This window comes from Roseibium limicola (assembly GCF_017313085.1).
Lineage (GTDB): Bacteria > Pseudomonadota > Alphaproteobacteria > Rhizobiales > Stappiaceae > Roseibium > Roseibium limicola.
The window spans coordinates 72,443-94,911 of sequence record NZ_JAFLNF010000008.1 but is presented as its reverse complement, the minus strand read 5'-3'; the positions used below and the strand labels follow the sequence as shown (position 1 = coordinate 94,911).

Here is a 22,469-nt window from a genome sequence, read left to right as displayed (position 1 = left end):
GTTAAAAGACGTTCAACGACCATCACAAAAGACCAAACAAGGGTAGCGATCAGCCATGCGTAAGTTCTTCGGGACAGATGGTATTCGGGGCCGCGCAAATACGCCGCCAATGACTGCGGATCTGGCTCTCAAGGTGGGAATGGCCGCAGGGCTGGCCTTCAAGAATGGCGGACATAAGCACCGCGTCGTCATCGGCAAGGATACCCGACTTTCCGGCTACATGCTGGAAAATGCCATGGTGGCCGGGTTCACATCCGTGGGGATGGATGTCTTTCTGCTTGGGCCGATGCCGACACCTTCGGTGGCGATGCTGACACGGTCGCTCAGGGCTGACCTGGGTGTGATGATTTCCGCCAGCCACAATCCGTTTCATGACAATGGCATCAAGTTCTTTGGACCTGACGGTTTCAAGCTGAGCGATGCGATCGAGGCTGAAATCGAAGCGATGCTGGAAAGCGACCTGACACCTCGACTGGCAGCAGCGATGGATCTGGGTCGGGCCAAGCGAATTGAAAGCGCGCAGCAGCGCTACATCGAGTTTGCCAAGAGGACGATGCCGAGAGAAATGAGCCTGGAAGGGCTGCGGGTTGTTGTCGATTGTGCCAATGGCGCGGCCTACAAGGTGGCGCCGGAGGCTCTTTGGGAGCTGGGGGCTGACGTCATCTCTCTCGGAGTGGCTCCGGACGGGTTGAACATCAACAAGGACTGCGGGTCGACGGCGCCTGAGGCGCTGTCGCGCAAGGTTCTGGAAGTCCGGGCGGATATTGGTATCGCCCTCGACGGGGACGCCGATCGGGTGATCGTTGTCGATGAGAACGGCCAGGTGATTGACGGAGACCAGCTGATGGCGGTCGTGGCGCAGTCGTGGCAGGCTGCCAACAAGCTTTCCCAGCCGGGGATCGTGGCGACGGTGATGTCCAATCTCGGGTTGGAGCGTTACCTCGGCGATCTCGGGCTCTCGTTGTCGCGTACCAAGGTCGGTGATCGTTATGTTGTCGAGCATATGCGGGCGCACGGGTTCAATGTTGGCGGCGAGCAGTCTGGTCACATTGTCCTGTCGGATTTCGCGACGACGGGCGATGGCTTGATTGCAGCTCTGCAGGTGATTGCCTGCGTCAAGGATCAGGGCCGGCCGGTGTCCGAGGTCTGCCGTCGGTTCGAGCCAGTGCCGCAGCTTTTGAAGAATGTCCGCTTTTCAGGTGGCTCGCCACTTGAGATCGGCGTGGTTAAAGAGGCGATCCTGGACGGGGAGCAGCGCCTGGGTACATCAGGTCGTCTGGTGATTCGCGCTTCCGGTACCGAGCCCTTGATCCGGGTTATGGCGGAAGGGGATGATGAGGCCCTGGTGCATGCGGTGGTGAATGACATCGCAGAAATTGTCCGTAAATCGGCGGCTTGATTACCTAGGGTTCCATAATTTCAAAGTCGGCCAGAGTTTCATTTGCAAAATGGAACTCTGGCATTCATTTGTGTTAATTTCAGATTTACCTTTAACTCTATGTTAACGTAAAAAATCCTGGTTAAGAAACACAGTTAAGCTGCAATTAATCATTTTTGACCATGCTGTAACCATGTCAATGCAGGCGGCCAGTACTTGGTGAGTGCCTGATTTCATAGGGACGAGGACATGGTTATTTGTATTAAGCGATTGTCTTTCGCCGGCTTTGCGGTGACACTCGCCACGACTGCTATGGCGGCAGATCTGCCGGCTCCGGTGATTGAACACATTCCCCAGGTTCCGGTTGCTGCAGCTGGCGGCTGGTATCTGCGCGGTGATATTGGATACAAGCTTTACAACGACCCGAAGGGTGGGTTTGTAGACAGTTCGACAGTTGGCGACCTGCGCTACGAGCGCGAAAGCATCGACGATACCTGGATGATCGGCGTTGGTGTCGGTTACCAGTTCAACGATTACTTCCGCTCCGACCTTACGCTGGACTACGAAGCCAAGGCGACAGCGCGCGGCTATGCGGTTTGCGGCACCTGTTCGACGAACTTCTCTGAAGAGCGCACGGATCTGGACATCTGGACCGTCATGCTGAACGGTTATGTTGATCTGGGAACCTGGTACAACCTGACACCCTACGTCGGTGCAGGTGTTGGTGCTTCCTACATTCGGGCGTCTAACACGATCTCGATCAACCCGGGTAGCACTGCGGCGACCTACGACAAGGACAACGGCGAGTTCAACTTCGCTTGGGCCCTGATGGCCGGTGCTTCCTATGCGGTGAACCAGAACCTGAGCATCGATGCTGGCTATCAGTATCGTGATCTGGGCAAGGCGCGGACCACGGCTTACACGGCAACTGGCAATGGTCGCAGTGAGTTCAAGGACATCACGGCGCACGAGATTCGCCTCGGCATGCGCTACACGTTCGATAGTGCGGCTCCAGCCTATTACGCTCCTGAGCCGATCATGAGCAACTTCTAGGCAACAGCGCCTGACTGAATTTGAAAAAGGCCGGTGCTCGCACCGGCCTTTTTGTATGGGTGACGCGATGGCCATTGACCTTGCGCGTTGTCAGGCCTATCGGGATCAGGCTCCGTTCAGTGGAGCTTTTCTGTCTTTTCAAGGGGGCCCGTCCCATGTCCGCCGATCGCGCGAAACCCACACTCCGTCCTGCCAATCCGAATTTTTCCTCAGGCCCGTGTTCCAAGCGTCCTGGCTGGTCGCTGGAGAGTTTGTCGGATGCGCCGCTCGGACGGTCCCATCGCGCCAAGGTGGGCAAGGACAAGCTGGAAGAAGCGATCAACCGCACCCGCGATATCCTTCAGGTGCCGGATGACTATCGCATCGGCATCGTTCCAGCTTCGGACACTGGCGCTGTGGAAATGGCGCTGTGGTCGCTGCTGGGGCCGCGCCCGGTTGATATGCTGGCATGGGAAAGCTTCGGGTCGACCTGGGTGTCCGATGTTCTGTTGCAGCTGAAGCTGGATGGCGCCCGCAAGGTCATTGCGCCCTATGGCGAATTGCCTGACCTGACCACTGTCGATTTTTCGCATGATGTTGTCTTTACCTGGAACGGTACAACGTCTGGCGTCAGGGTGCCCAACGGCGATTGGATACCTTCAGACCGTGAGGGTCTGACTATCTGTGATGCGACGTCGGCAGCATTCGCTCAGGATCTACCCTATGACAAACTCGATGTTGTGACTTTCTCCTGGCAAAAGGTTCTGGGTGGAGAGGCTGCACATGGCATGCTGATCCTCAGCCCGCGGGCTGTGGCGCGTCTGGAAAGTCATACGCCAGCCTGGCCGATGCCGAAGATCTTCCGGCTGACGAAGGGGGGCAAGCTGGTCGAGGGCGTGTTTAAGGGCGAAACCATCAACACCCCCTCGATGCTGTGCGTCGAAGACTATCTTGATGCACTCAAATGGTCGGAAGGCCTGGGTGGTCTATCAGGCCTGCGTGCACGCGCAGACGCCAACCTCCGCACAATTGCTGGTTGGGTCAAGGCGCGCGACTGGATTGATTTTCTGGCAGTGGACCCTGCCACCCGCTCCAACACCTCGGTCTGTCTGCAGATCGTTGATCCTGCCGTCACGACGCTTGATGAAAAAGCACAGGCAAGTTTTGCCAAATCCATCGCGACCTTGATGGAGAAGGAAGGCATCGCCTATGACATCGGAAGTTATCGGGATGCTCCGGCAGGCTTGCGGATCTGGTCGGGTGCAACGATCGAAACCAGTGACATCGAGGCCTTGCTGCCCTGGCTCGATTGGGCCTTTGGTGAAGTGCAGGGTGGCTAGCTGAGGCTGCGCAGCTTGCTCGAAAGTGGTTTTGGAAGGCGGCAGGTTTGCCGCCTTTTTTATGCGGGCTCGCTGGCCTTGAAGGATCGGAGGATCCGCCCATCCAGAATCAGAAGCCCAAACAAAAGCAAGCCCAACCCAGCGACCTGGGTCAGCGTAAGAGCTTCGCCTAGCAGAGTGATGCCGAAGATCATGGCGACGGCCGGCACGATCATGGTGACGACGGAGGCATTGGTGGCACCTGCCGAGGCCAGCAGTCGGAAATAGATCAGATAGGCGCCGGCGGTGGCAACAACACTTAACCCGATGAGGCTGGCCCAGACTGTCCAAGGTGTTTCCAGCGGCGACCAAGCCCCGATGAAAACGAGTGCGACCGGCAGCATCAGCAGGCTGGAGCCGGTCAGTTGTCCTGCGGCTGCGACCAATGGTGTGTGGTGGCGCAGGCGGCGAGCATAAGACGCCGCAAATCCGTAAGACAGCGCTGCCCCTAGGCAGGCCAGTTGCGCCCAGACCGGGTCATGCGCCAGGCCGGCGAGACTGGATGACAGCAAGGCCGCGACGCCGGCAAAGCCGAGCAGGACACCCGCGACGCGGTGCAGATGCGTCGTCTCTTGCTTCAACCACACGGCAGCAATGACAAAGGTGAAGATGGGCGTCGAGGCATTGAGGATAGAGGCGAGCGAGGCGGAAAGCGCCGTCTGACCGACGAACAGCAGCGAAAACGGTATGGCGTTGTTCAGCAGTCCCATCATCAGGAAAGGTCCGAAGGCTTGTCTGGTCCAGGGGAAGCGTTGCCCCTTCAAACGTAGCACCAGATGCAAGACGATGCCGGCAATTGCCACGCGAAAGAACACCAGCAACAAGGGTGGAATGACAGCCACGGCGACTTTCGCAAAGATGAAAGAACAGCCCCAGATCGTTGCCAGCAGAAACAGAAGGGCCCAGTTGATCAATGTCATCGTCAGTTTCCGCATGGGGAGGAACGCCGAGGATGGCGTGCTGTTGGCGGCATAGCAACAGGAGGTCCTGTCTGGGAACCCGAAAACAGAGCGCTGAGGGCTTTTGAGGCAAGGCATGTCAGGGAAGTGGCCAGAAACCGGCTGTTTTCCCGAGCTGTGGATGCGAAGTCGGCTATTCACCACACGAACAAGGAAATGCCGGTTGGGGGCTCGCATGTTGAAGGCCAACTGGCTATAGTCCGCCGCGTTTGCCGCAAGCAATGCTGCTGCGGCTGAGTGTTTTTGCGTCCCGGATGCCGGGGCGCCTATTGCCGTTTCAGGAGGGCAGGAAATCCATGGCCAATGTGGTTGTCGTCGGGTCGCAATGGGGTGATGAAGGCAAGGGCAAGATTGTCGACTGGTTGTCGGAACAGGCTGATGTCATCGTTCGCTTTCAGGGCGGGCACAACGCCGGTCATACCCTGGTAATCGACGGCGTGAGCTACAAGCTTTCGCTGCTGCCTTCCGGTGTAGTACGTGGCAAGTTGTCGGTGATCGGCAATGGCGTGGTTCTCGATCCGCACGCCTTTGTTGCTGAAGTCGAGAAGCTGAAGGCACAGGGTGTCGTTGTGACCCCGGAAAACCTTCGCATTGCCGAAAATGTCACGCTGATTCTTTCCCTGCATCGGGAGCTGGATGCCCTGCGGGAAAACTCCAATTCGGGTACCAAGATCGGCACCACCAAGCGTGGGATCGGCCCGGCCTATGAAGACAAGGTTGGCCGTCGCGCCATCCGTCTGATGGACCTGAAGAACCTGACAACGCTGAAGGGCAAGGTCGAGCGACTTCTGGCGCACCATAACGCTCTGCGTCGTGGACTGGGCGTTGAGGAAGTCAGTGCCGATACAATTTATGAAGAACTGACTAGCGTTGCCGACCAGGTGCTGCCGTTCATGGACATCGTCTGGAAGTTGCTGGACGAGAAGCGCAAAGAAGGCAAGCGGATCCTGTTCGAGGGCGCCCAGGGTGCGTTGCTCGACATCGATCATGGCACCTATCCGTTCGTGACGTCTTCCAACACCGTTGCGGGTCAGGCCTCGACGGGTTGTGGTCTTGGTCCAAATGCCATCAACTATGTACTTGGGATCACCAAGGCTTACACCACACGCGTTGGTGAAGGTCCGTTCCCGACTGAGCAGGACAATGAAGTCGGCAACTTCCTTGGTACGCGCGGGCATGAGTTCGGCACAGTAACAGGCCGCAAGCGCCGCTGCGGCTGGTTCGATGCGGTTCTGGTGCGTCAGACCGTCAGCACATCGGGCATCAGCGGCATCGCCTTGACCAAGCTGGACGTGCTGGATGGCCTGGAAGAGATCAAGATCTGCGTGGGTTATGAGCTCGATGGTGAGCGAATCGACTACCTGCCGGCGTCGCAAGGCGCTCAGGAACGGGTGAAGCCGATTTACGAAACCTTGCCGGGGTGGAAAGAATCCACAGAAGGCGCGCGCTCCTGGGCCGAACTTCCAGCCCAGGCTGTCAAATATGTGCGGCATGTTGAAGAACTGATCGGTGCGCCGGTTGCCCTGCTTTCGACCAGCCCGGAACGTGACGACACAATTTTGGTTCAGAATCCGTTTCAGGACTAAAAGTCAGCATTAACAATTGCTTCCAGGCCTTACAATGGTCGGGAATGAGATCTAGAAGAGCGGCCTCATGTGAAATTGGGGCCGCTTTTTTCGTAGCGTCATCGCCTTTTCGATGGGTTGCTGGCCCCCTGAACTTTATTTGATGCGAGCCTTTTACCGGGAACCCTGTCTTCCTTGGTCAAGTTTAAAGGCTGCAAGGGCAGACAGGGGTTCGCCTGGAAGTTAACTTGGTATAAGCCTTGAATAAGATGACAGGACCTGGTCCGGCGCAGGGGTCGAGCCAAGGTCTAACGGGCAGGACGATGGCAGACTATTATTCCATTTTGAAAAAGACGATCGAGTCTCTTCCGGAAAACACCGGTGCAGCGCGGCGCAGTGTTTACAGTCGGGCCCGAAATGCCATTGTCAATCAGCTGAAGAGCTATGAGCCTCCGCTGTCTCCTTCGGAGATTACGGCTGAGCAATTGCGGCTGGAAGAGGCGATCCGAAAGGTCGAGGCAGAAGCGGCACGCGCCACGCTGGGTCTGGCGTCAAAGCCTTCTGCTCCAAAAGCTGATGTTTCGGCACCCGTGGTGCCTGTCGCTTCTGAACCGGCAAAGACGCATGACGTTACTGCTGTTCGCGAAGAGCCACCGATGCCGCCGCAGGGCACGGATGACGACATGTTGTCCGCCCCGGAGCCGGAGGTCGCAGCGCCGGAACCTGTCGAGGAACCCGCGCGCGCCACACAATGGCGGTCGTCTGAAAGTTTCTCGGCCACTAAACCCAAAACAGATGATACGGCTTCGACCAAGGGCAACTCCTTTGGACGGCAAGAACCACGGGTGGCATCTTATTCATCCGAAGAAACGACTGCAGGCCGAGATGAGCCGAGTTCTTCCTGGGGCGCCGGTGGCATCACGGCCTCAAGATCTTCTTCGCTGGATAGCCTGGACGGCATGTCCGAGGATGAGGCGGCTGCACCGGTCAAGTCCGAGGTGGAAAGCGCCGATACATCTCGCCGCCGCAAGCGCAAGCCCGGTAAGCAGAGCCGCGCTTCGGAACGGCTTCGCAGCAAGTCCGAAAAGTCCTCGTCATTTCCGATCGGGCTTGTCGGGCTGCTGCTGCTGATTGTGCTTGGTGTCGGCGCGGTGCTGTATTCCCAACAGGATCTGATCAACGAGATGCTGGCGGGATCCGACGATGCAGTTTCTGATGTCGAGTCGCCCGTCGTTGCGAGCCTTCCATCAGATGATTCTGAGCTGGATCCGCCTGATGCTGGAGAGGCCACTGAGGAAAGCGGCAAGATCGAAGATCGTTTGCTGGATGAGAATGGCCAGCCTGCGGTAGCGCCGGATGCGCGTTCTGTGACCACGCAGCCGATCCGTATCGGCGAAGGAACGGGCACGCCATCTTCGACCGTGGTTGGCACAGCTGCGCCGGCAACGACCGCGTCCGGGGCAGGCGCATCGGATGTGTCGAGCGAACAGGACGACGTGGAAGGCGAAGCTTCGTCTGAAGTGAATGATCCGGTGGCCAGCGGGCTGGTCGCGCCTCTCGATGAGGAAACCGCGGCTTCAGTGCTGCCAAGCGATGATAATGGCGGCGTTGAGCGCTCGATCCTCTATGAGGAAGGCGATGCCAACAACGGGGCGGGAACGGCTTCTCAGGGTGAAGTGACCTGGTCGGTGGAAACCGATACGGATCTGGAAGGCCGCGCCCAACAGGTCCTCACCGCCCAAGTGGTGATACCGGACCGCAACGTAAGCGTCTCGATGCGGATCAAGCCGAATGACGATACGTCACTACCGGCTAGCCATCTGGTCGAGCTGAAGTACGAGCTGCCTGACGACTTCACTGCTGGCGACGTGGTGAACGTGCCCGGTCTGGTGATGAAGCCGACGGAAGAAGCACGCGGCGATGCGCTGATTGGTGCGTCTGTCAAGGTTTCTCCAGGCTACTTCTGGATTGCCCTTTCGAGCATCGACAGCGAGCGGGATCGCAATCTGGCGCTGTTGCGCGAGCGGGCCTGGATCGACATTCCGATGCTCTATGAGAACGGGAAGCGCGGCATTCTCACCCTCGAAAAGGGTGCTGCCGGGGATGCAATCGTCGATCAGGCGATCACGGCCTGGGTCGGGCAGTAGCCATAAAGCCCGGCGATACGCCGGGGCTGCTTGCCTTTCACAACGACTACATCAAACAGACTTCCGGTCCTTGCCTTTTCATTTTGATTGGGGCAAGGTCCGGCTTGGTCCGAGGGGTGTTCTGGTGAAACGGAACTGAGATGGCTTAGAGCCGAACCCTTAGAACCTGATCCGGGTCATGCCGGCGAAGGGACGGAAACCTTTAGCCTATTCCCGGATCTCCAGTGTCATTGCCTGCGTCTGCCTTGCGGTCGCCGGGACGGGAGATCCTTATGTCGAGTTGCCAGAGCGGCCGGTCGCTGACCGTTCGCGTTGAAGTCAGAACTGTCGGCGTCTTGGGCCTTTTGGCCGATGGTCGTTCGGAAGCGGGAAAGCCATGAGAGCTTTCCTCGGCAAGATCTTGCGCTTCTGTGTCGGGTTGATGCTGTTCCTGCTTTGCTGGGAAGGCATCGTTCGACTGTTCGAGCTCCCTAATTTCATGCTGCCAAGCCCCGTGCGAGTGGTGGATGCCTTTGCGCGGCAACCCTCCTTTCTGCTTTATCATGCCAGTCTGACCCTGGGTGAAACCCTTCTGGGCTTCGTGTTCGGGGTGCTAGCAGGCGCTGCCGTTGCACTGCTGCTGTGGGCATCGCCACTGGCACGGCGTGGGTTGCTTCCCGTGGTTCTGGTGACCCAGGCGCTGCCGGTCTTTGCCATTGCTCCGATCCTGGTGCTGTGGCTGGGCTTCGGTTTGACCTCGAAGGTGGTCATGGCGATCCTGGTGATCTTTTTTGCTGTCACCTCGTCGTTTTACGATGGATTGCGGCAGATGGAGCCGGGTCTGGTCGATCTGGCGCGTTTGTATCGCGTCTCCAGGCTTCGCGAACTGTGGTTGTTCCGGCTCCCGTCCGCCTTGCCAGCGCTGGCGAGCGGCATCCGGATCGCTGCTGTATTTGCCCCCATCGGGGCGGTGGTCGGCGAATGGGTCGGTGCTAAAGGCGGCCTTGCTTTCATCATGCTTCAGAGCAATGCGCGGATGCAGACGGACGTCATGTTCGCTGCGTTGATCCTGCTTGCCCTGATGGTTCTTTGTCTTCGCGCCATCGTCGACCGGGTCACCCGGTGGCTGGTGCATTGGCAGGCAGAAACCTGACCTGCCGGGTTTGGAGGAAACTTATGAAATTGCTGAAATTATTTGTCGTCTGTGCCGGTCTGGTCGCATCCACTCAGGCTCATGCGGCTGAAAAAATGACTGTTCTTCTGGACTGGTTCGTCAACCCGGACCATGCCCCGTTGGTGACAGCGCTGAGCAAAGGCTTCTTTGAGGCAGAAGGTCTCGAGGTGGAATTGATCGAACCGGCAGACCCGGCAATGCCGCCGAAGCTGCTTGCGTCCGGGCAGGGGGATATCGCGGTTTCTTACCAGCAAACTCTCAACGCGCAGGTCGAAGAAGGTCTGCCGGTGGTCCGAATCGGGACACTGGTTGCGACGCCACTCAACTCCCTGATCGTTCTGAAAGACGGGCCCATCAAGACGCTGGAAGACCTGAAGGGCAAGAAGATCGGCTTTTCGGTCTCCGGATTCGAGGATGCGATGCTTGGCCAAATGCTGAAGAGCGTCGGGCTGACGTTTGACGATGTCGAGATGCTGAATGTGAACTTTGCCCTCTCGCCGGCGTTGCTGTCCGGTCAGGTCGATGCGGTCATCGGCGGATACCGCAACTTCGAGCTGACACAGCTTGGTCTGGAAGGGCATGAGGGCACAGCGTTCTACCCCGAAGAGCACGGCGTGCCAGTCTACGATGAGCTGATCTATCTGGCGCATAAGGACAAGCTGGATGACCCGCGTCTGGTCAAGTTTCTGGCGGCGATTGAAGCTGCAACAATCTATCTGACCAACCATCCCGAGGACGCATGGCAGGCGTTTCTGGAGGTCTATCCCAATCTTGACGATGCACTGAACAAGCAGGCCTGGGTGGACACGCTGCCGCGCTTTGCCAAGCGTCCGGCAGCGCTGGATGAAGGTCGTTATGAGCGCTTTGCACAGTTTCTGGTCGACGCGGAGCTGATCAAGGAGATGGTGCCGGTTTCAACCTATGCCACGACCCTGCGCTAAGCGGGGCAGATATTGAAGCGAAGGCCGGAGTGTCAGATGACTGACGTTTCGGCCTTTTGCATTTGACCTTTATTGCGCGGCAGAGGCTTCCGGCAGCCCGCTGATTTCTTCCGCGAACTGGCCGTAGAAGGCCGTCAGCTTTAGAGGTGCCAAGCTCTGACAGGCGGTGAGGTGAGACATTGCCGCGCTGGAACGTCCATCGCGCATTGCTGTGATCATAGCCTGGTGCTCGGTGGCGAGGGCCTGAAACTCTGGCGTTGCGGCCATGGCGTCATCGCCGACAAGGGCGAACAACCGCACTGGCCGGGTTTTGCCCTTCAGCGGGATTTCCCTTGCTTCGAGATAGGCAAACTCCGGCGCGGCCTCGCGGGTGGCGGAGGAGACCAGAAGTTCGGCACCCGCTTCCTTGCAGCTGGATTCAATCCGCGAAGCGATGTTCACGGCATCGCCGATCACCGAGTAGTTGAAGCGGCGGTTGGATCCCATGTTGCCGACACAGGCCTCGCCGGTGTTCAATCCGATACCGATCTGGACATTCTGAACCTTCATGCCACGCGCCCGGAAACCAAAGCCGTCCTCGGCATTCAGCTGATCAACTTTCTCCAGCATGGCCAGGCTCGCCTGACATGCCAGGCGCGGGTGATCGATCTGCAGCAGGGGCGCATTCCAGAAGGCCATGATGCTGTCACCGATGTATTTGTCGATGGTGCCGTCGCTCGCCTGAATGACGTCGGAGAGCGGCGAAAGAAGCGTGTTGAGGAAGCTGACGAGATCTTGCGGTGTCAGCTGCTCGGAAATCGGGGTGAAGCCGCGCACATCCATGAACAGTATGGTCATGTCACGCAGCTCGCCGCCGAGAACCAGCTGATCGGGCGAGGCTTCGAGCTGATCCACGAGTTGCGGCGAGAGATATTGTCCGAAGGCTTGCCGGACGAAGCGCTTTTCCCGCTCCGTGACGAAATAGAGCACGGCAGTGGCTGCCGCAAATACCAGAAAGGCTGCAATGCTGGGGTAGACCGGATCGATCAAAAGGCCTTGGTGAAAGAACAGGTAGAGTGATCCGCCGACGAGAAGGGCGGAAATTGCGGCCCCTAGAAGCGCTGTGGTCAAGGAGCCCAATGCCGGGAAGGCGATGATCACCAAAGAACCGATCAGCAGGGTGACAAGCGTTTCTGCGCCATCGGCCCAGTCCGGTCGGCTGATGAAGACCTCCTGTAGAATTTGCTCCAGCACCTGGGCATGGATCGAGACGCCGGGGACGACTTGCCCGAGCGGTGTTGTGCGGGTGTCGAGCAGTCCGACTGCGGAGGTGCCGACGAAAACAATCTGACCTTCAATCCAAGGGCGGACCTGCTCCTGCAGTGACGGGTCGAGGATGTGCCGGGCAGAAATATAGCGTTCCGGCCGATCGTGATCATAACGGACCCAGACTTCGCCGTTGCTGTTTGTCGGAACCTCATAGGCGCCGATCTTGATGGCCGTCACGGCGGCGTCACCCGTGTCCAGCTGACCGGATGCGCCGGTTGAACGCACAATGATGCCGGAGGCTCCCTGCGCCACGCGCAGGGCTTCTGCAGCAAGGCTGGGATAGAGTTTTTCGCCATCCGACAGGATCAAGGGGATCCGACGCACAACGCCTCGGGTGTCTGCTTCGGACAGAGAAACACTTCCGGTGCCGGTCGCGCGGTTCTCAAGCATTTCCATGGAGGGCAGAAGGGCGGTGTGGGGTCGCAGAAAATCCGTCGGATCGGTGCCGGCGAAGGCAAAGGCGCTCTTGCGCTGTGGCAGCCGGGGTCCCTCCTTCAGGACAGCGGCGAAGCCCAGGATCACCGGAGCTTCGGCGATTGCCTCGGCAAAGGCCTCGTCGTTGTCGGGAAGGGACGACAGCGCACCGCGAATGAACTGCTCATGGAGTGTGTCCTTCAGCTCGATGGTCTTGGCGATGTTTGGTGGCGAGGAGCGGTCCGGCTCGCTGAAGATCACGTCGTAGGCGATGGTTGCGGCGCCGAGCTCGTTGAGGGCACGGGTCAGCTCTGCGAGGCGGAGGCGCGGCCAGGGCCACTGGCCGTGCTCGGCGATGGTGTCTTCATCAATATCGACGATCCGCACTGGAGGATCGCCATAGTCGCGGGGGGCGAGGCGTTGATAAAAATCAAAGGTGAGATCGCGAATTGAGGTCAGGAGGCCAGGATCCGCCGCGCGCAGCGTTGTCAGGGTGGCAAGAAGCAGGATGGCCATCAGAGCGACCAGGCTGCGCTTGCTGAGCATATGCTTCCAGACGGCCTTCATTGGTCGGGCCTCCCAGCCATCCGCGTGTCAAAAGCAACTGGAGGTTATTGTTAAAAGTCTCACAGCGAGGTGGCAAGCAGCTTGGAAAGCAGAGGCACGGCCACGCCACGAAAAAAAAGCCCGCCGCCGTTTCCGGAGACGGGCTTTGGTCTGAACAGTCTTGGGAGGAAGTTCAGAGCTTGTACTGGTTCAGGCCGCGCCTGCTGCGCCGTTCAGATCACGAGCGCTGGTCTGGACAGCTTTCTGGACTTTTTCGAAGGCACGAACTTCAATCTGGCGCACACGCTCGCGGCTGACGCCGAATTCACCGGAGAGGTCTTCCAGTGTGATCGGATCTTCCGACAGGCGGCGTGCCTCAAAAATGCGGCGTTCGCGTTCGTTCAGCACGTCCATGGCGTTGGCCAGCATCTTGCGACGCATGTCCAGCTCTTCCTGGTTGGCCAGCAGAACTTCCTGGCTTTCGTGCTCGTCAACGAGCCAATCCTGCCATTCGCCTGCATCTGCCTCTGCCCGGATCGGGGCGTTGAGGCTGGCATCGCCGCCAAGGCGACGATTCATGGATATCACTTCTTCCGGGCTGACGCCCAGTTTCGTGGCGATTTCCTGTACCTGATGTGGCTTCAGATCGCCTTCTTCAAGGGCCTGGATCTTGCCCTTGAGGCGACGCAGGTTAAAGAACAAACGCTTCTGATTGGCTGTGGTGCCCATCTTGACGAGGGACCAGGAACGCAAAATGTATTCCTGTATCGCTGCCTTGATCCACCACATGGCATAGGTTGCCAGCCGGAAGCCCTTGTCGGGTTCGAACCGCTTGACCGCCTGCATAAGGCCAACATTGCCCTCGGAAACGACCTCGCCGATCGGCAGACCATAGCCACGGTAGCCCATGGCGATCTTGGCGACGAGACGGAGATGCGAGTTCACCAGCCTTTCGGCTGCTGCTGGATCTTCATGCTCCTTGTACCGCTTGGCGAGCATGTACTCTTCCTGCGGCTGAAGCATGGGGAATTTACGAATTTCGTCGAGATAGCGGCTGAGGCCACCTTCTCCGGCAACTAATGTCGGTACGTTCTGGGCCATTGAATGCGCCCCCCTTCCCCGAATGATCCGTTTCCTTTGACCAAGGTATCTCTCCGCCCAAGCGGCGCGAAGGGTCCCGGAATTTGAAGGCAAACGGTTAAATCATGCGGCCGTTCCGAACGGCCCGCGATGATTTAATATAGGTACACTTGCGGGTTTTTCACGAGCTTAAGATGCCGATAGGCCTAAAATTTTCGTAATGTCTCCAGAAGCTCTTTGAAGTCATTAGGATAATCGCTCTCAAATCGCAGTGTTTCGCCACTCACTGGGTGAGCAAAGGCGAGCAAACCTGCATGCAGAGCCTGGCGTGAAAAGTTTCCGACGACAGACTTAAGCGGCTCTTCGAGGCGGTTCACCTTGGTCTTGAACCCGGCGCCATAGTCGACATCACCGATCAGCGGATGGCCGATGTGGCTCATGTGGACGCGGATCTGATGGGTGCGACCGGTCTCGAGGCGACATTCCATGAGCGATGCCATGGCAGGCTCATCTTCCCGGCCAAAACGCTCCTTCACCTGCCAATGGGTGATGGCATGCCGGCCGGCGGTTTTCACCACGGCGATCTTCTGGCGGTTGTGATGGGACCGGGCGAGATTGGCTTCAATCGTGCCTTTCAGGCCGGACGGCGCACCCCAGACCAGGGCTGAGTAGGCGCGTTCCAGCGGGCCTGTGCGGCCGTGGTCAGCAAATTGGGCAGACAGACCCTGATGAGCCTGATCGCTCTTGGCGACCACGAGCAGGCCGGTGGTGTCCTTGTCGATCCGGTGGACAATGCCGGGACGCTTGACGCCGCCGATGCCGGACAGACTGTCGCCGCAATGGTGTAACAGGGCATTGACCAGAGTGCCGGTCCAGTTGCCCGCACCGGGATGGACCACAAGGCCTGCGGGTTTGTCGATGACGATCAGATGCTCGTCCTCGAAAACGACAGTTAGGGGAATGTCTTCGGGTTCCGGATCGGCGTCTTCGGGCTCGGGCATAACCAGGGTGAGTTCGTCACCTTCGTTGACCCGGTATTTCGGCTCCACTATCTTGCCGCCGTTCACGGTGACTTCGCCGGCCTTGATCAGCGCTTGCACCCGGCTCCGGCTAAGGGCCTCGAGTTGGGCAGTTATCACAATGTCGAGCCGCGTTCCGGCTTCGTCCGCAACAACCAAATAAGTGAAGTCCGCAAGAGTTTCTGCGGTGTCTTCTGGAGACATCTCGTTCATGAATCAACCTGAGTTCAAAGGCCAGAACGCGGGAGAAGAGCCGCTTGACCCGGCGACCTTGCGCGTTCAAACCAAGCTGAAGCGGCTTCTGGCCGGCTCTTCGCTGGTTATGTTTGCCGGCTTTATCGCCGTTTTTGCTGCCATCTTCTACAAGATTAATAGCTCAGATAACAGTCTATCTGCAGATACCATTGCTTCGACGATTTCGCTTGGTGGCTCAGTTGAGGTGCAGCAGGTCTCTCTGGAAGATGGGCGGCTTGTTCTATTGGTCGAGGAGGCCGGGGTCCAGTCGATCGTTTATGCCGACCCTTCAAGTGGAAGTATTCTCGGACGAACCCGTTTTCTCAATCGCTGATCGGCTTGAAACTCAAGATGCCGACAATGCCGGGTCTCCCGGCGCTTTCCGGATCCGAGGGGTGAAAAACCCCTTGGCTTACCGGAACTTCTTCAAAGTCAAATGGGCTTACGCCTTCCAGGCAGGCGCTGTTGAGGCCATATTCCGTCGGGTCTGAGCGGCGTTTGTGGTGCGTGTAGATGCCACAACGCGAGCAGAAGTAATGCTTTGCGGTTCTGGTGTTGAACTCATACAGGCTCAGATACTCTGCGCCCTCCAGGATCTCGAAATCGGCGAGACGAGCGGAGACTGTCACCGCGCCGCGCATTCGGCACAAGGAGCAATTACAGCGACGTGCCGAACTCAGACCTGCGCTCAAAACAGCCCTGAAGCGAACAGCGCCGCAATGGCAAGCGCCCGAAAAGTCTTTTTTCGTCGAGTCGAGGGCAGGGCTCAGGACCGGTTCGCACTTCATTTTCAAAAACCTCTCTGTGAATAACCTTCGGAAGGAAGCACGGTTTCCTGCCATAGTGAAAGCTATAAACTGACGCGATTGCGAAAAATGCGCTCAAGGGGGTTGCGCCCCCTCAAAAGGGTCTCTATACGACCGGCCATCGGCTTGAGACATTGATCTCCACCGACCGCGCGCCCATCGTCTAGCGGTCTAGGACGCCGCCCTTTCACGGCGGAAACACGGGTTCGATTCCCGTTGGGCGTACCACTTTCTTCCTGGTACATTCTTGGCAACACATTGCTTTCGTCAATTGGACGAAGCACTTGCGTGTTTTTGCTCGCTGCGGTTAGGCTCCTGTTTCCCCGGCCGATGCAGCCTCCTGCGCACCGGTCTTGTTTCCGCCCGCCGCCGGATTTGCCACATGCCTTCTTCCGAAATTCATCCGCTCGACCTTGCCGCTACAGATCTGTCGCGAAAGATCCATCTTAGTGACATCTCATGCGTTGAGGTCATGCAGGCGGCGCTGGAGCGCATTGCGTCAGTGAACCCGGCTCACAATGCGCTGGTCAGTCTTCGGACGCCTGAAGAGCTTCTCAGGGAAGCTCAGGGGCTCGATAACGAGTTGGCAGCCGGGACGTCCCGTGGGTGGCTCCACGGCATGCCTCTGGCGATCAAGGACCTGTCTCAGGCGAAGGGACTGCCGTGCACCTGGGGATCTCTGATCTACAAGGATCACGTCTCGGAACAGGACGATCCGCATGTGGCGCGTATCCGGGCAGCTGGCGCCATCCTGATCGGCAAGACAAACACACCGGAGATGGGGTTGGGGTCTCATACCACCAACAAGGTGTTCGGCCCGGCGCGCAATGCCTTTGACACCTCACGCAGCGCTGGCGGCTCCAGCGGTGGGGCTGCCGTCGCGCTGAGCCTTGGATTGGTGCCAGTGGCTGATGGTAGTGACATGATGGGGTCTCTGCGCAATCCAGCGGCATTCAACGGCATCTACGGGTTTCGGCCAAGCTATGGACGAATTGCCAGTCCGGGAAGTGCCGACCTGTATTTTTCTCAGCTGGCATCGACGGGCTCAATGGGGCGCACGGTCAGGGATATGGCAGCACTTTACGAAACCATGGCCGGGTATGACGGCTTTGATCCGCTGGCGCTGGATGACGAACTGCCAGCCAGTGACTTCCAACCGTCTTTAGGTGATGGCGTAACGATCGGCTGGATGGGGGACCTCGGTGGTTACCTTCCGATGGAAAACGGGGTGCTTGAGACCTGTAGCTGCTCCCTTGAGATCATGCGCGGCATGGGCTGTGCGGTGGAAGATGTGGTTCCGGACTTCGATTTTGCCGATCTCTGGTTCTCCTGGACGACCCTGCGCTCGTTCAGTACGCATTTTAATCTCGGCCCATTGTCGGCGGATCCGGAAAAAAGGCAGCTGCTTGGCGCTCAGGCGCTTTGGGAGGTCGAGAACCGTAGTAAACTGAGCGTCGACGACCTGGAACGAGCGACAAGGATCCGCAGCCGCTGGTTTGAATATCTCGCACGGCTTTATGAGAAATTTGACTATCTGGTGCTGCCATCGGCGCAAGTCTTCGCATTTGATGTCGATACTGCCTGGCCAACTGAAATCGCCGGGCGAACCATGGACACCTATCACCGCTGGATGGAAGTTGTGATCGGGCCGAGCCTTGCCGGCTTGCCTGTCGCCGCACTGCCGTCCGGGCTTGGGAGTAACGGCTTGCCGCATGGTGTTCAGCTTATCGGAAAGGCACGCTCAGACCGGAGCACATTGGCCTTCGCCGCTGCCTATGAACGCGCAATCCTGGCAGCCGGGGTTCCCGGCGTTCAGGGAAAAGTGCCTCTGTCGGGCGGGGCGCGCTGAGCAGGCGAGGGCCAAGGGGTTTTGGCAGGAGCAGCCGGAGACGTTTGAAGCTTAGTCGTCCGGGGTGTCTGAGGCGGGTTCGTTCTTGCTGGTCTCGATCACCTCGACGTCGGCTTCGCGCGCCAGTTTAAGGATTCGCTGGGACGGACACTCGTCGGTGACGAACACATCCACTTCCGACAGTTGACCAATGCGGACCGGGGCAGAACGCTCAAATTTCGTACTGTCGGCCACAAGGATCTTCTGGCGGGCGTTCTGCAGGATGGTCTGGGTGACCCGGACTTCGCGGTAATCATAGTCCAGCAGAGAGCCGTCAGGGTCGATGGCCGAAGCGCCGACAATGGCGAAATCCGCCTTGAACTGACCCATGAAATCGACAGCTGCCTCACCAACGATACCGCCATCCGAGTGGCGCAGGATGCCACCGGCCATTACCACTTCGATATGAGTGTAGCCACGCATGATACCGGCGACATTTATGTTGTTGGTGATGACCATTAGCCCGCGATGCTGGAGAAGCGCCTGAGCCACTGCCTCGGTGGTGGTGCCGATGTTCAGGAACAGCGATGCGTTGTCGGGGATAAGCTCGGCGACCCGCTGGCCGATCTGGACCTTTTGTGTCCCTGAAATCACTCTGCGGGCCTCGTAGCCGACATTTTCGATGCCGGACGACAAGAGGGCGCCGCCATGGGTGCGGGCGAGCAGGCGCCGATCACACAGTTCGTTCAGGTCTTTGCGGATCGTTTGGGGCGTTACGGAAAAGCGTTGCGCCAGATCGTCGACGGAAACGCGACCATCGCGTCGTGCGAGTTCGAGGATTTCGTTGTGGCGGGCAATCAGCATTCGTAGGAAGCCAGTCTCATCGGTGCGCTGTGATGGCGATCAAACGCGCGGGTCAATCACGGGTCAGGCGACGCTCTTTTTCTTTTGTCGGGGTGTTGTTTGGGCTTCTGCGTCCGGTTTTACCTGCGGCACTTGATCAGCCGAAGGCGTTTCATCATCGGCCCGGGTTGGAGGCGTGAGGGCGGCTGTGGCGGAATCGTCTGCTGTCGGGCTTTCCGTGGCCAGCTCTTGCGCTACCGTTGCTTGGACCTCCGGCACGAGGGCGGAAGCATCGGCTGCCGGAGATGCAGTTTCGGGGGCGGGGATTGGTTCGGGTTCTTGTTGTGGCATCTGCGCAGGCGCAGGCTTGGCGTTCGTATTGGCCAGGCTTGCGCGCACGATACGTCCCAGCAAGGCGCTGGCGTTTGCAAGTACCTGCCCCTCGCCCTGGGATTTGCCCGCGCCAGACCGGCTTGCCGTGACTTTCTTCGCCTTCAGGCGGGCGGCCCTGGAAATGTCCACATCCGTGCCGCTGAGCAGGCCGCTGCTGAGCAGAAGCAGATCTTCTCGCAATTCGGCAAGCTCGGGAGTGCGGCGCAAGTCGTCGCGCAGACGCTGCAGCTTCGAGCTGGTTCGTTCCAGCGCACGTTCACGGTTTCTGACCAGCGCCGTCAGGCGGGCTGCTTCATTGTCGGCCCACTTCAAGTCCCGCTCCAGTGCCTCGCGGTGTCCGTCGGACGGTTTGCCTGCTTGGTCCATCTGGGCGGCGAGACGAGCAACCTCTGCCTGTGAGGAAATGAAACGCGCTTCTGCGTCAACAAGCTTGTCTTCAAGCTTGGAGGCCCAGGCGCGTGTCTCCTGCATCTCGTCGACATCCGTGGCAGGGTCTGCAGCGATATCCAGTTGTCCGTTTTGGCGATTGGCGGCACGGGCCTTGAGGGTGGCGACCTGCGACTCCAGCCCGGTGATTGTGGCAAGTGCCATTGTGTCGGCAGCCGGGCGCCAGGACGCGCCGGGGTTTTCGATGCGTGATTTCAGCAGATCGAGTTCGGCACGGGTGCTGGCGAGAGCCTGTTCTGTCTCGGCCAGTCGTTCTTTCAGGTTGTCAGAATCGTCGCTTGTTTCGGCTGTCTCATTGTCGCTTCTGACGTCGACCGCCTGAGTCTTCTTGCGTTGAGAAAGGGATTTTCCTGTCCCGCGCGCGCCGGCGATCTCTGTCTTTTTGCGCTCCAGGTCTTTCAGGGATTCTTCGAGGGCAAATCGGAGATTGGACACTTCAGCCTGCAATCGGCCGGTTTCCGCCCGGTGATGAACGCTGGTTTCGCGCTCGTGATCACGCGCGACTTCCACGCGGCGCAGGGCGAGGGCATGATTGGCGCGTTCGAAGTCCTGAACGGCGCGAACTTCAGCGTAGGAGCTGGGGTTGACCGCGATCATCGCTTCGCGGGTCAGTCGGACGGCCCGCTTGTAGAAGGCAGGCAACACCGCCATTGCGATAAGGATGGCGGTGAAAAAGCCGAGCGCGATGTACATTCCAGCTTCGATCAAGACCGAACTCCGTGGCCTGCGGGCGTCTGTTCTTCAGCTTTCATCATTAGCCGACGTCACAGGAATATCCAAGGCAAAGAGCAGCGCCGAGCTATGGAAAGCGGCGCTGCTGTTACTGCTTTGGCTCAGAATGGGTTCCAGGTCGGCTGTGGCGTGAACTTCAAATAGCCGATGTTCAGCCCAAGGCGTGCGCCCACTCCAGCGCGAACCGGAACGACAACAACATTGTGGTTGGTCAGTACCGTCATGCCGACACCGCCGACCAGATAGGCGGAGCCATTGACGCCGAGATACCGGTTGTGCATCGCCTCGACGGAAGGGAGATTGTAGACGAGCATCATCACCCGGGCGCCATCTCCACCAAAGTCCCACCCCAAAGACGGGCCTTGCCAGAAGATCTTATGGGTGCCGGCGTTGCGGGTATAAAGGTGACCTTCGCCAAAGCGGGCACCCGCCACAAAGGCGCCGGAGCCCTCTTCACCAAGGATGTAGCCGTTCGGTTCGCCGTATTTCGAAAAGGCCTTTTCGACAACAGACGCAATTCCACCAGACACGGAACCGAAGAACTTGTGGCCCGTGGCGACCATTTCATCCGAGGTGTAGGTGGATCCGCTGTTCGACTGGGCCGATGCCGGCGTTGCCTGCAGGCCGCTGAAGGTCAGCGCCAAGGTCAACAGAAGCGTGGAAAGAAAGGCCTGAAAGGAAAGGTTCATCCTGGGTCTCATCAGTTGTTGTAATACAAAACGGATGGAGGTCACCGCGAAGGGAACCTTGATCCATGCGGTCCAATGTTCAACTGGCTCACGTCTTCCCCAAGGCTACAGTGTCCGATGGTTTTGAGACAAGACGATGATGAAACCGTCGGAGAAAGATACCTTGCATTTTTCGTGAGGGCGACCGGTGAGATAGACTAGAGTGTCCATGACTACCGAATCGCCCACTCACTTCAGGGACAAGCAAGTCGAATCAATGAGAAAGTCTACAAGGATTGAGACAATCGTGTGGCTCTTACCAGCCATATGTGCCGTCTTCTCATTTTTCGTCTGTGCGGCTATTGCCCGTCCCCAGATTTTTGTACCCGATCCGATCAGCGGTTATGCGCTGGGAGGGCGGGATCCGGTGGCCTATTATATCGACGGCAAGCCACGGCCTGGCAAGCGGCGATATGAGCTTGCCTGGGGTGGGGCGAAATGGGTCTTCGTCAATCAGGGTAATCGTGCAGCTTTCGAAAATGCGCCAACAGCTTACGCTCCCGTCTTTGGTGGCTGTGCGGTTTATTCCCTGTCGCAAGGATTTGCGACGGCAGGAAATCCATCTATTTTCGCAATCTTTGAGAACCGGCTGATGCTGTTCCATTCCGACGTGAACCGATTTCTGTTCCTCAGCAATCCCAAGGCTCATATTGCCAGCGCGCAGGGCAATGCCCGGCGTGTCGGGTGCATGCCGGGCACCTGAAGCTGTGCGAACTGCTTGGCAGCCCTTGGAGAGCTGTGTATCGATGAAATACGGTTAATCGAATCATTCCTGCTGGACCCGTGTTGAGAAGAGCTCTGTAGCGCCATGTCTGAACTCAAAGAACTTACTGCCCTGGACCTCGCTGCTCTGGTCGCGAGCCGGGTATGTCATGACATCATCTCTCCCGTCGGCGCGATTACCAACGGGTTGGAAGTGCTCGACGAGGACAATGCGGAGGACATGCGCGAATTTGCCATGGACCTGATCCGCAAGAGCGCCCGTCAGGCTTCGGCGAAACTGCAGTTTGCCCGTCTGGCATTCGGTGCCGCCGGCTCGGCAGGTGCGGAAATCGATCTTGGAGATGCGCAAAGCGTTGCAACCGGTTTCATGGAAAATGAAAAATCGGAACTGGTCTGGGACGTACCGCGCTCCCTGATGCCGAAGAATCTGGTCAAGCTGTTGCTCAATCTCATTCTGATCGCCAACCAGTGCGTTCCCCGTGGCGGCACAATCACCGTGCAGATGCAAGGCGAACCAAGCGCACCGACCTTCACGCTGTCTGCCAAGGGCGTCAACCCGAGGATTCCCTTGGGAATGGCCGATATTCTTTCCGGTGAAGAGCCTGAGCGAGTTGATGCGCATTCGGTTCAACCGATTTACGCAGTTTTACTTGCGCGCGAAAGCGGCGTGAAACTCGACCTTGTTAAAGAAGAAGATACGGTAAAAATAACAGCAGTGAAGTCGGCGTAGTACTTCCTTTTCGAAAGACGGAATCGTTTCAGCGTATCTTAACTGTTTCAGACCACTCTCACTCCACGGACATGAAGTCCTACT

General features: G+C 58.3%; 19 protein-coding genes, 1 tRNA gene and 1 riboswitch. Of the genes, 12 read left to right on the top strand and 8 right to left on the bottom strand.

From position 1 onward, the window contains the following. Positions 1-55: 55 nt before the first annotated feature. The 3 genes from glmM to J0X15_RS16870 all read left to right on the top strand — a co-directional run bounded on the left by glmM (position 56) and on the right by J0X15_RS16870 (position 3,750). Positions 56-1,399, top strand: a complete 1,344-nt coding sequence (gene glmM / locus J0X15_RS16880) for a phosphoglucosamine mutase (protein WP_206943248.1) — start codon at positions 56-58, stop codon at positions 1,397-1,399. 228 nt (positions 1,400-1,627) lie between these two features. Continuing rightward, positions 1,628-2,431 (top strand): outer membrane protein, encoded by an 804-nt coding sequence (locus J0X15_RS16875; protein WP_206943246.1) that lies wholly within the window; start codon positions 1,628-1,630, stop codon positions 2,429-2,431. A 155-nt stretch (positions 2,432-2,586) separates the two neighbouring features. After that, positions 2,587-3,750 carry a phosphoserine transaminase gene (locus J0X15_RS16870; RefSeq protein ID WP_206943244.1) on the top strand — a complete coding sequence of 388 codons (1,164 nt, stop codon included), beginning with the start codon at positions 2,587-2,589 and terminating at the stop codon, positions 3,748-3,750. Between the two features lie 59 nt (positions 3,751-3,809). Here the strand turns inward: J0X15_RS16870 and J0X15_RS16865 are convergent, their stop codons facing one another. Continuing rightward, the gene (locus J0X15_RS16865) at positions 3,810-4,709 is read right to left on the bottom strand and encodes a DMT family transporter (protein ID WP_206943241.1); all 900 of its coding nucleotides are present in this window, start codon (positions 4,707-4,709) and stop codon (positions 3,810-3,812) included. Between the two features lie 335 nt (positions 4,710-5,044). On the opposite strand from J0X15_RS16865, the gene J0X15_RS16860 reads away from it, so the two are divergent. The 4 genes from J0X15_RS16860 to J0X15_RS16845 all read left to right on the top strand — a co-directional run bounded on the left by J0X15_RS16860 (position 5,045) and on the right by J0X15_RS16845 (position 10,554). Further along, positions 5,045-6,334 (top strand): adenylosuccinate synthase, encoded by a 1,290-nt coding sequence (locus J0X15_RS16860; RefSeq protein ID WP_206943239.1) that lies wholly within the window; start codon positions 5,045-5,047, stop codon positions 6,332-6,334. Between the two features lie 302 nt (positions 6,335-6,636). Beyond that, on the top strand, positions 6,637-8,460 hold the full coding sequence (locus J0X15_RS16855) for a hypothetical protein (protein ID WP_206943237.1): 1,824 nt from the start codon (positions 6,637-6,639) through the stop codon (positions 8,458-8,460). A 102-nt stretch (positions 8,461-8,562) separates the two neighbouring features. Further along, positions 8,563-8,670: riboswitch (TPP riboswitch) on the top strand. 166 nt (positions 8,671-8,836) lie between these two features. Further along, on the top strand, positions 8,837-9,592 hold the full coding sequence (locus J0X15_RS16850; RefSeq protein WP_209015416.1) for an ABC transporter permease: 756 nt from the start codon (positions 8,837-8,839) through the stop codon (positions 9,590-9,592). Between the two features lie 23 nt (positions 9,593-9,615). Beyond that, positions 9,616-10,554, top strand: coding sequence for an ABC transporter substrate-binding protein (locus J0X15_RS16845; protein ID WP_206943235.1), 939 nt, complete (start codon positions 9,616-9,618; stop codon positions 10,552-10,554). A gap of 69 nt (positions 10,555-10,623) precedes the next feature. On the opposite strand, the gene J0X15_RS16840 is transcribed toward J0X15_RS16845, so the two are convergent. The 3 genes from J0X15_RS16840 to J0X15_RS16830 form a co-directional block, all read right to left on the bottom strand. Then, positions 10,624-12,843, bottom strand: a complete 2,220-nt coding sequence (locus J0X15_RS16840; protein WP_206943233.1) for a CHASE2 domain-containing protein — start codon at positions 12,841-12,843, stop codon at positions 10,624-10,626. 189 nt (positions 12,844-13,032) lie between these two features. Continuing rightward, positions 13,033-13,923 (bottom strand): RNA polymerase sigma factor RpoH, encoded by an 891-nt coding sequence (gene rpoH, locus J0X15_RS16835; protein ID WP_206943230.1) that lies wholly within the window; start codon positions 13,921-13,923, stop codon positions 13,033-13,035. A 185-nt stretch (positions 13,924-14,108) separates the two neighbouring features. Beyond that, on the bottom strand, positions 14,109-15,125 hold the full coding sequence (locus J0X15_RS16830) for an RluA family pseudouridine synthase (protein WP_209015433.1): 1,017 nt from the start codon (positions 15,123-15,125) through the stop codon (positions 14,109-14,111). A 7-nt stretch (positions 15,126-15,132) separates the two neighbouring features. Here J0X15_RS16830 and J0X15_RS16825 point away from each other — a divergent pair, with 7 nt between their 5' ends. Then, positions 15,133-15,489: a hypothetical protein gene (locus tag J0X15_RS16825; protein WP_206943226.1), complete on the top strand. Its 357-nt coding sequence runs from the start codon at positions 15,133-15,135 to the stop codon at positions 15,487-15,489. Here J0X15_RS16825 and J0X15_RS16820 read toward each other — a convergent pair. Continuing rightward, a complete protein-coding gene (locus J0X15_RS16820) occupies positions 15,479-15,943 on the bottom strand; it encodes a GFA family protein (RefSeq protein WP_206943224.1) in 465 nt (154 codons plus the stop codon). The two genes, J0X15_RS16825 and J0X15_RS16820, sit on opposite strands and share 11 nt — an antisense overlap. 170 nt (positions 15,944-16,113) lie before the next feature. Here J0X15_RS16820 and J0X15_RS16815 point away from each other — a divergent pair. Together J0X15_RS16815 and J0X15_RS16810 are read left to right on the top strand one after the other, a co-directional pair. After that, positions 16,114-16,189, top strand: a tRNA-Glu gene (locus J0X15_RS16815). Positions 16,190-16,343: 154 nt separating this feature from the next. After that, on the top strand, positions 16,344-17,810 hold the full coding sequence (locus J0X15_RS16810; RefSeq protein ID WP_206943222.1) for an amidase: 1,467 nt from the start codon (positions 16,344-16,346) through the stop codon (positions 17,808-17,810). A gap of 51 nt (positions 17,811-17,861) precedes the next feature. On the opposite strand, the gene J0X15_RS16805 is transcribed toward J0X15_RS16810, so the two are convergent. The 3 genes from J0X15_RS16805 to J0X15_RS16795 all read right to left on the bottom strand — a co-directional run bounded on the left by J0X15_RS16805 (position 17,862) and on the right by J0X15_RS16795 (position 20,905). Beyond that, on the bottom strand, positions 17,862-18,653 hold the full coding sequence (locus tag J0X15_RS16805) for a DeoR/GlpR family DNA-binding transcription regulator (protein WP_206943220.1): 792 nt from the start codon (positions 18,651-18,653) through the stop codon (positions 17,862-17,864). Between the two features lie 63 nt (positions 18,654-18,716). Continuing rightward, positions 18,717-20,180 (bottom strand): coiled-coil domain-containing protein, encoded by a 1,464-nt coding sequence (locus tag J0X15_RS16800; protein ID WP_206943218.1) that lies wholly within the window; start codon positions 20,178-20,180, stop codon positions 18,717-18,719. A 125-nt stretch (positions 20,181-20,305) separates the two neighbouring features. Further along, the gene (locus J0X15_RS16795) at positions 20,306-20,905 is read right to left on the bottom strand and encodes a DUF1134 domain-containing protein (protein ID WP_206943216.1); all 600 of its coding nucleotides are present in this window, start codon (positions 20,903-20,905) and stop codon (positions 20,306-20,308) included. 274 nt (positions 20,906-21,179) lie between these two features. Between J0X15_RS16795 and J0X15_RS16790 the strand changes: the two genes are divergently transcribed. Together J0X15_RS16790 and chpT are read left to right on the top strand one after the other, a co-directional pair. Further along, positions 21,180-21,635, top strand: a complete 456-nt coding sequence (locus tag J0X15_RS16790; RefSeq protein ID WP_209015415.1) for a YHS domain-containing (seleno)protein — start codon at positions 21,180-21,182, stop codon at positions 21,633-21,635. Between the two features lie 105 nt (positions 21,636-21,740). Further along, the gene (gene chpT, locus J0X15_RS16785) at positions 21,741-22,385 is read left to right on the top strand and encodes a histidine phosphotransferase ChpT (RefSeq protein ID WP_206943214.1); all 645 of its coding nucleotides are present in this window, start codon (positions 21,741-21,743) and stop codon (positions 22,383-22,385) included. Positions 22,386-22,469 lie beyond the last annotated feature (84 nt).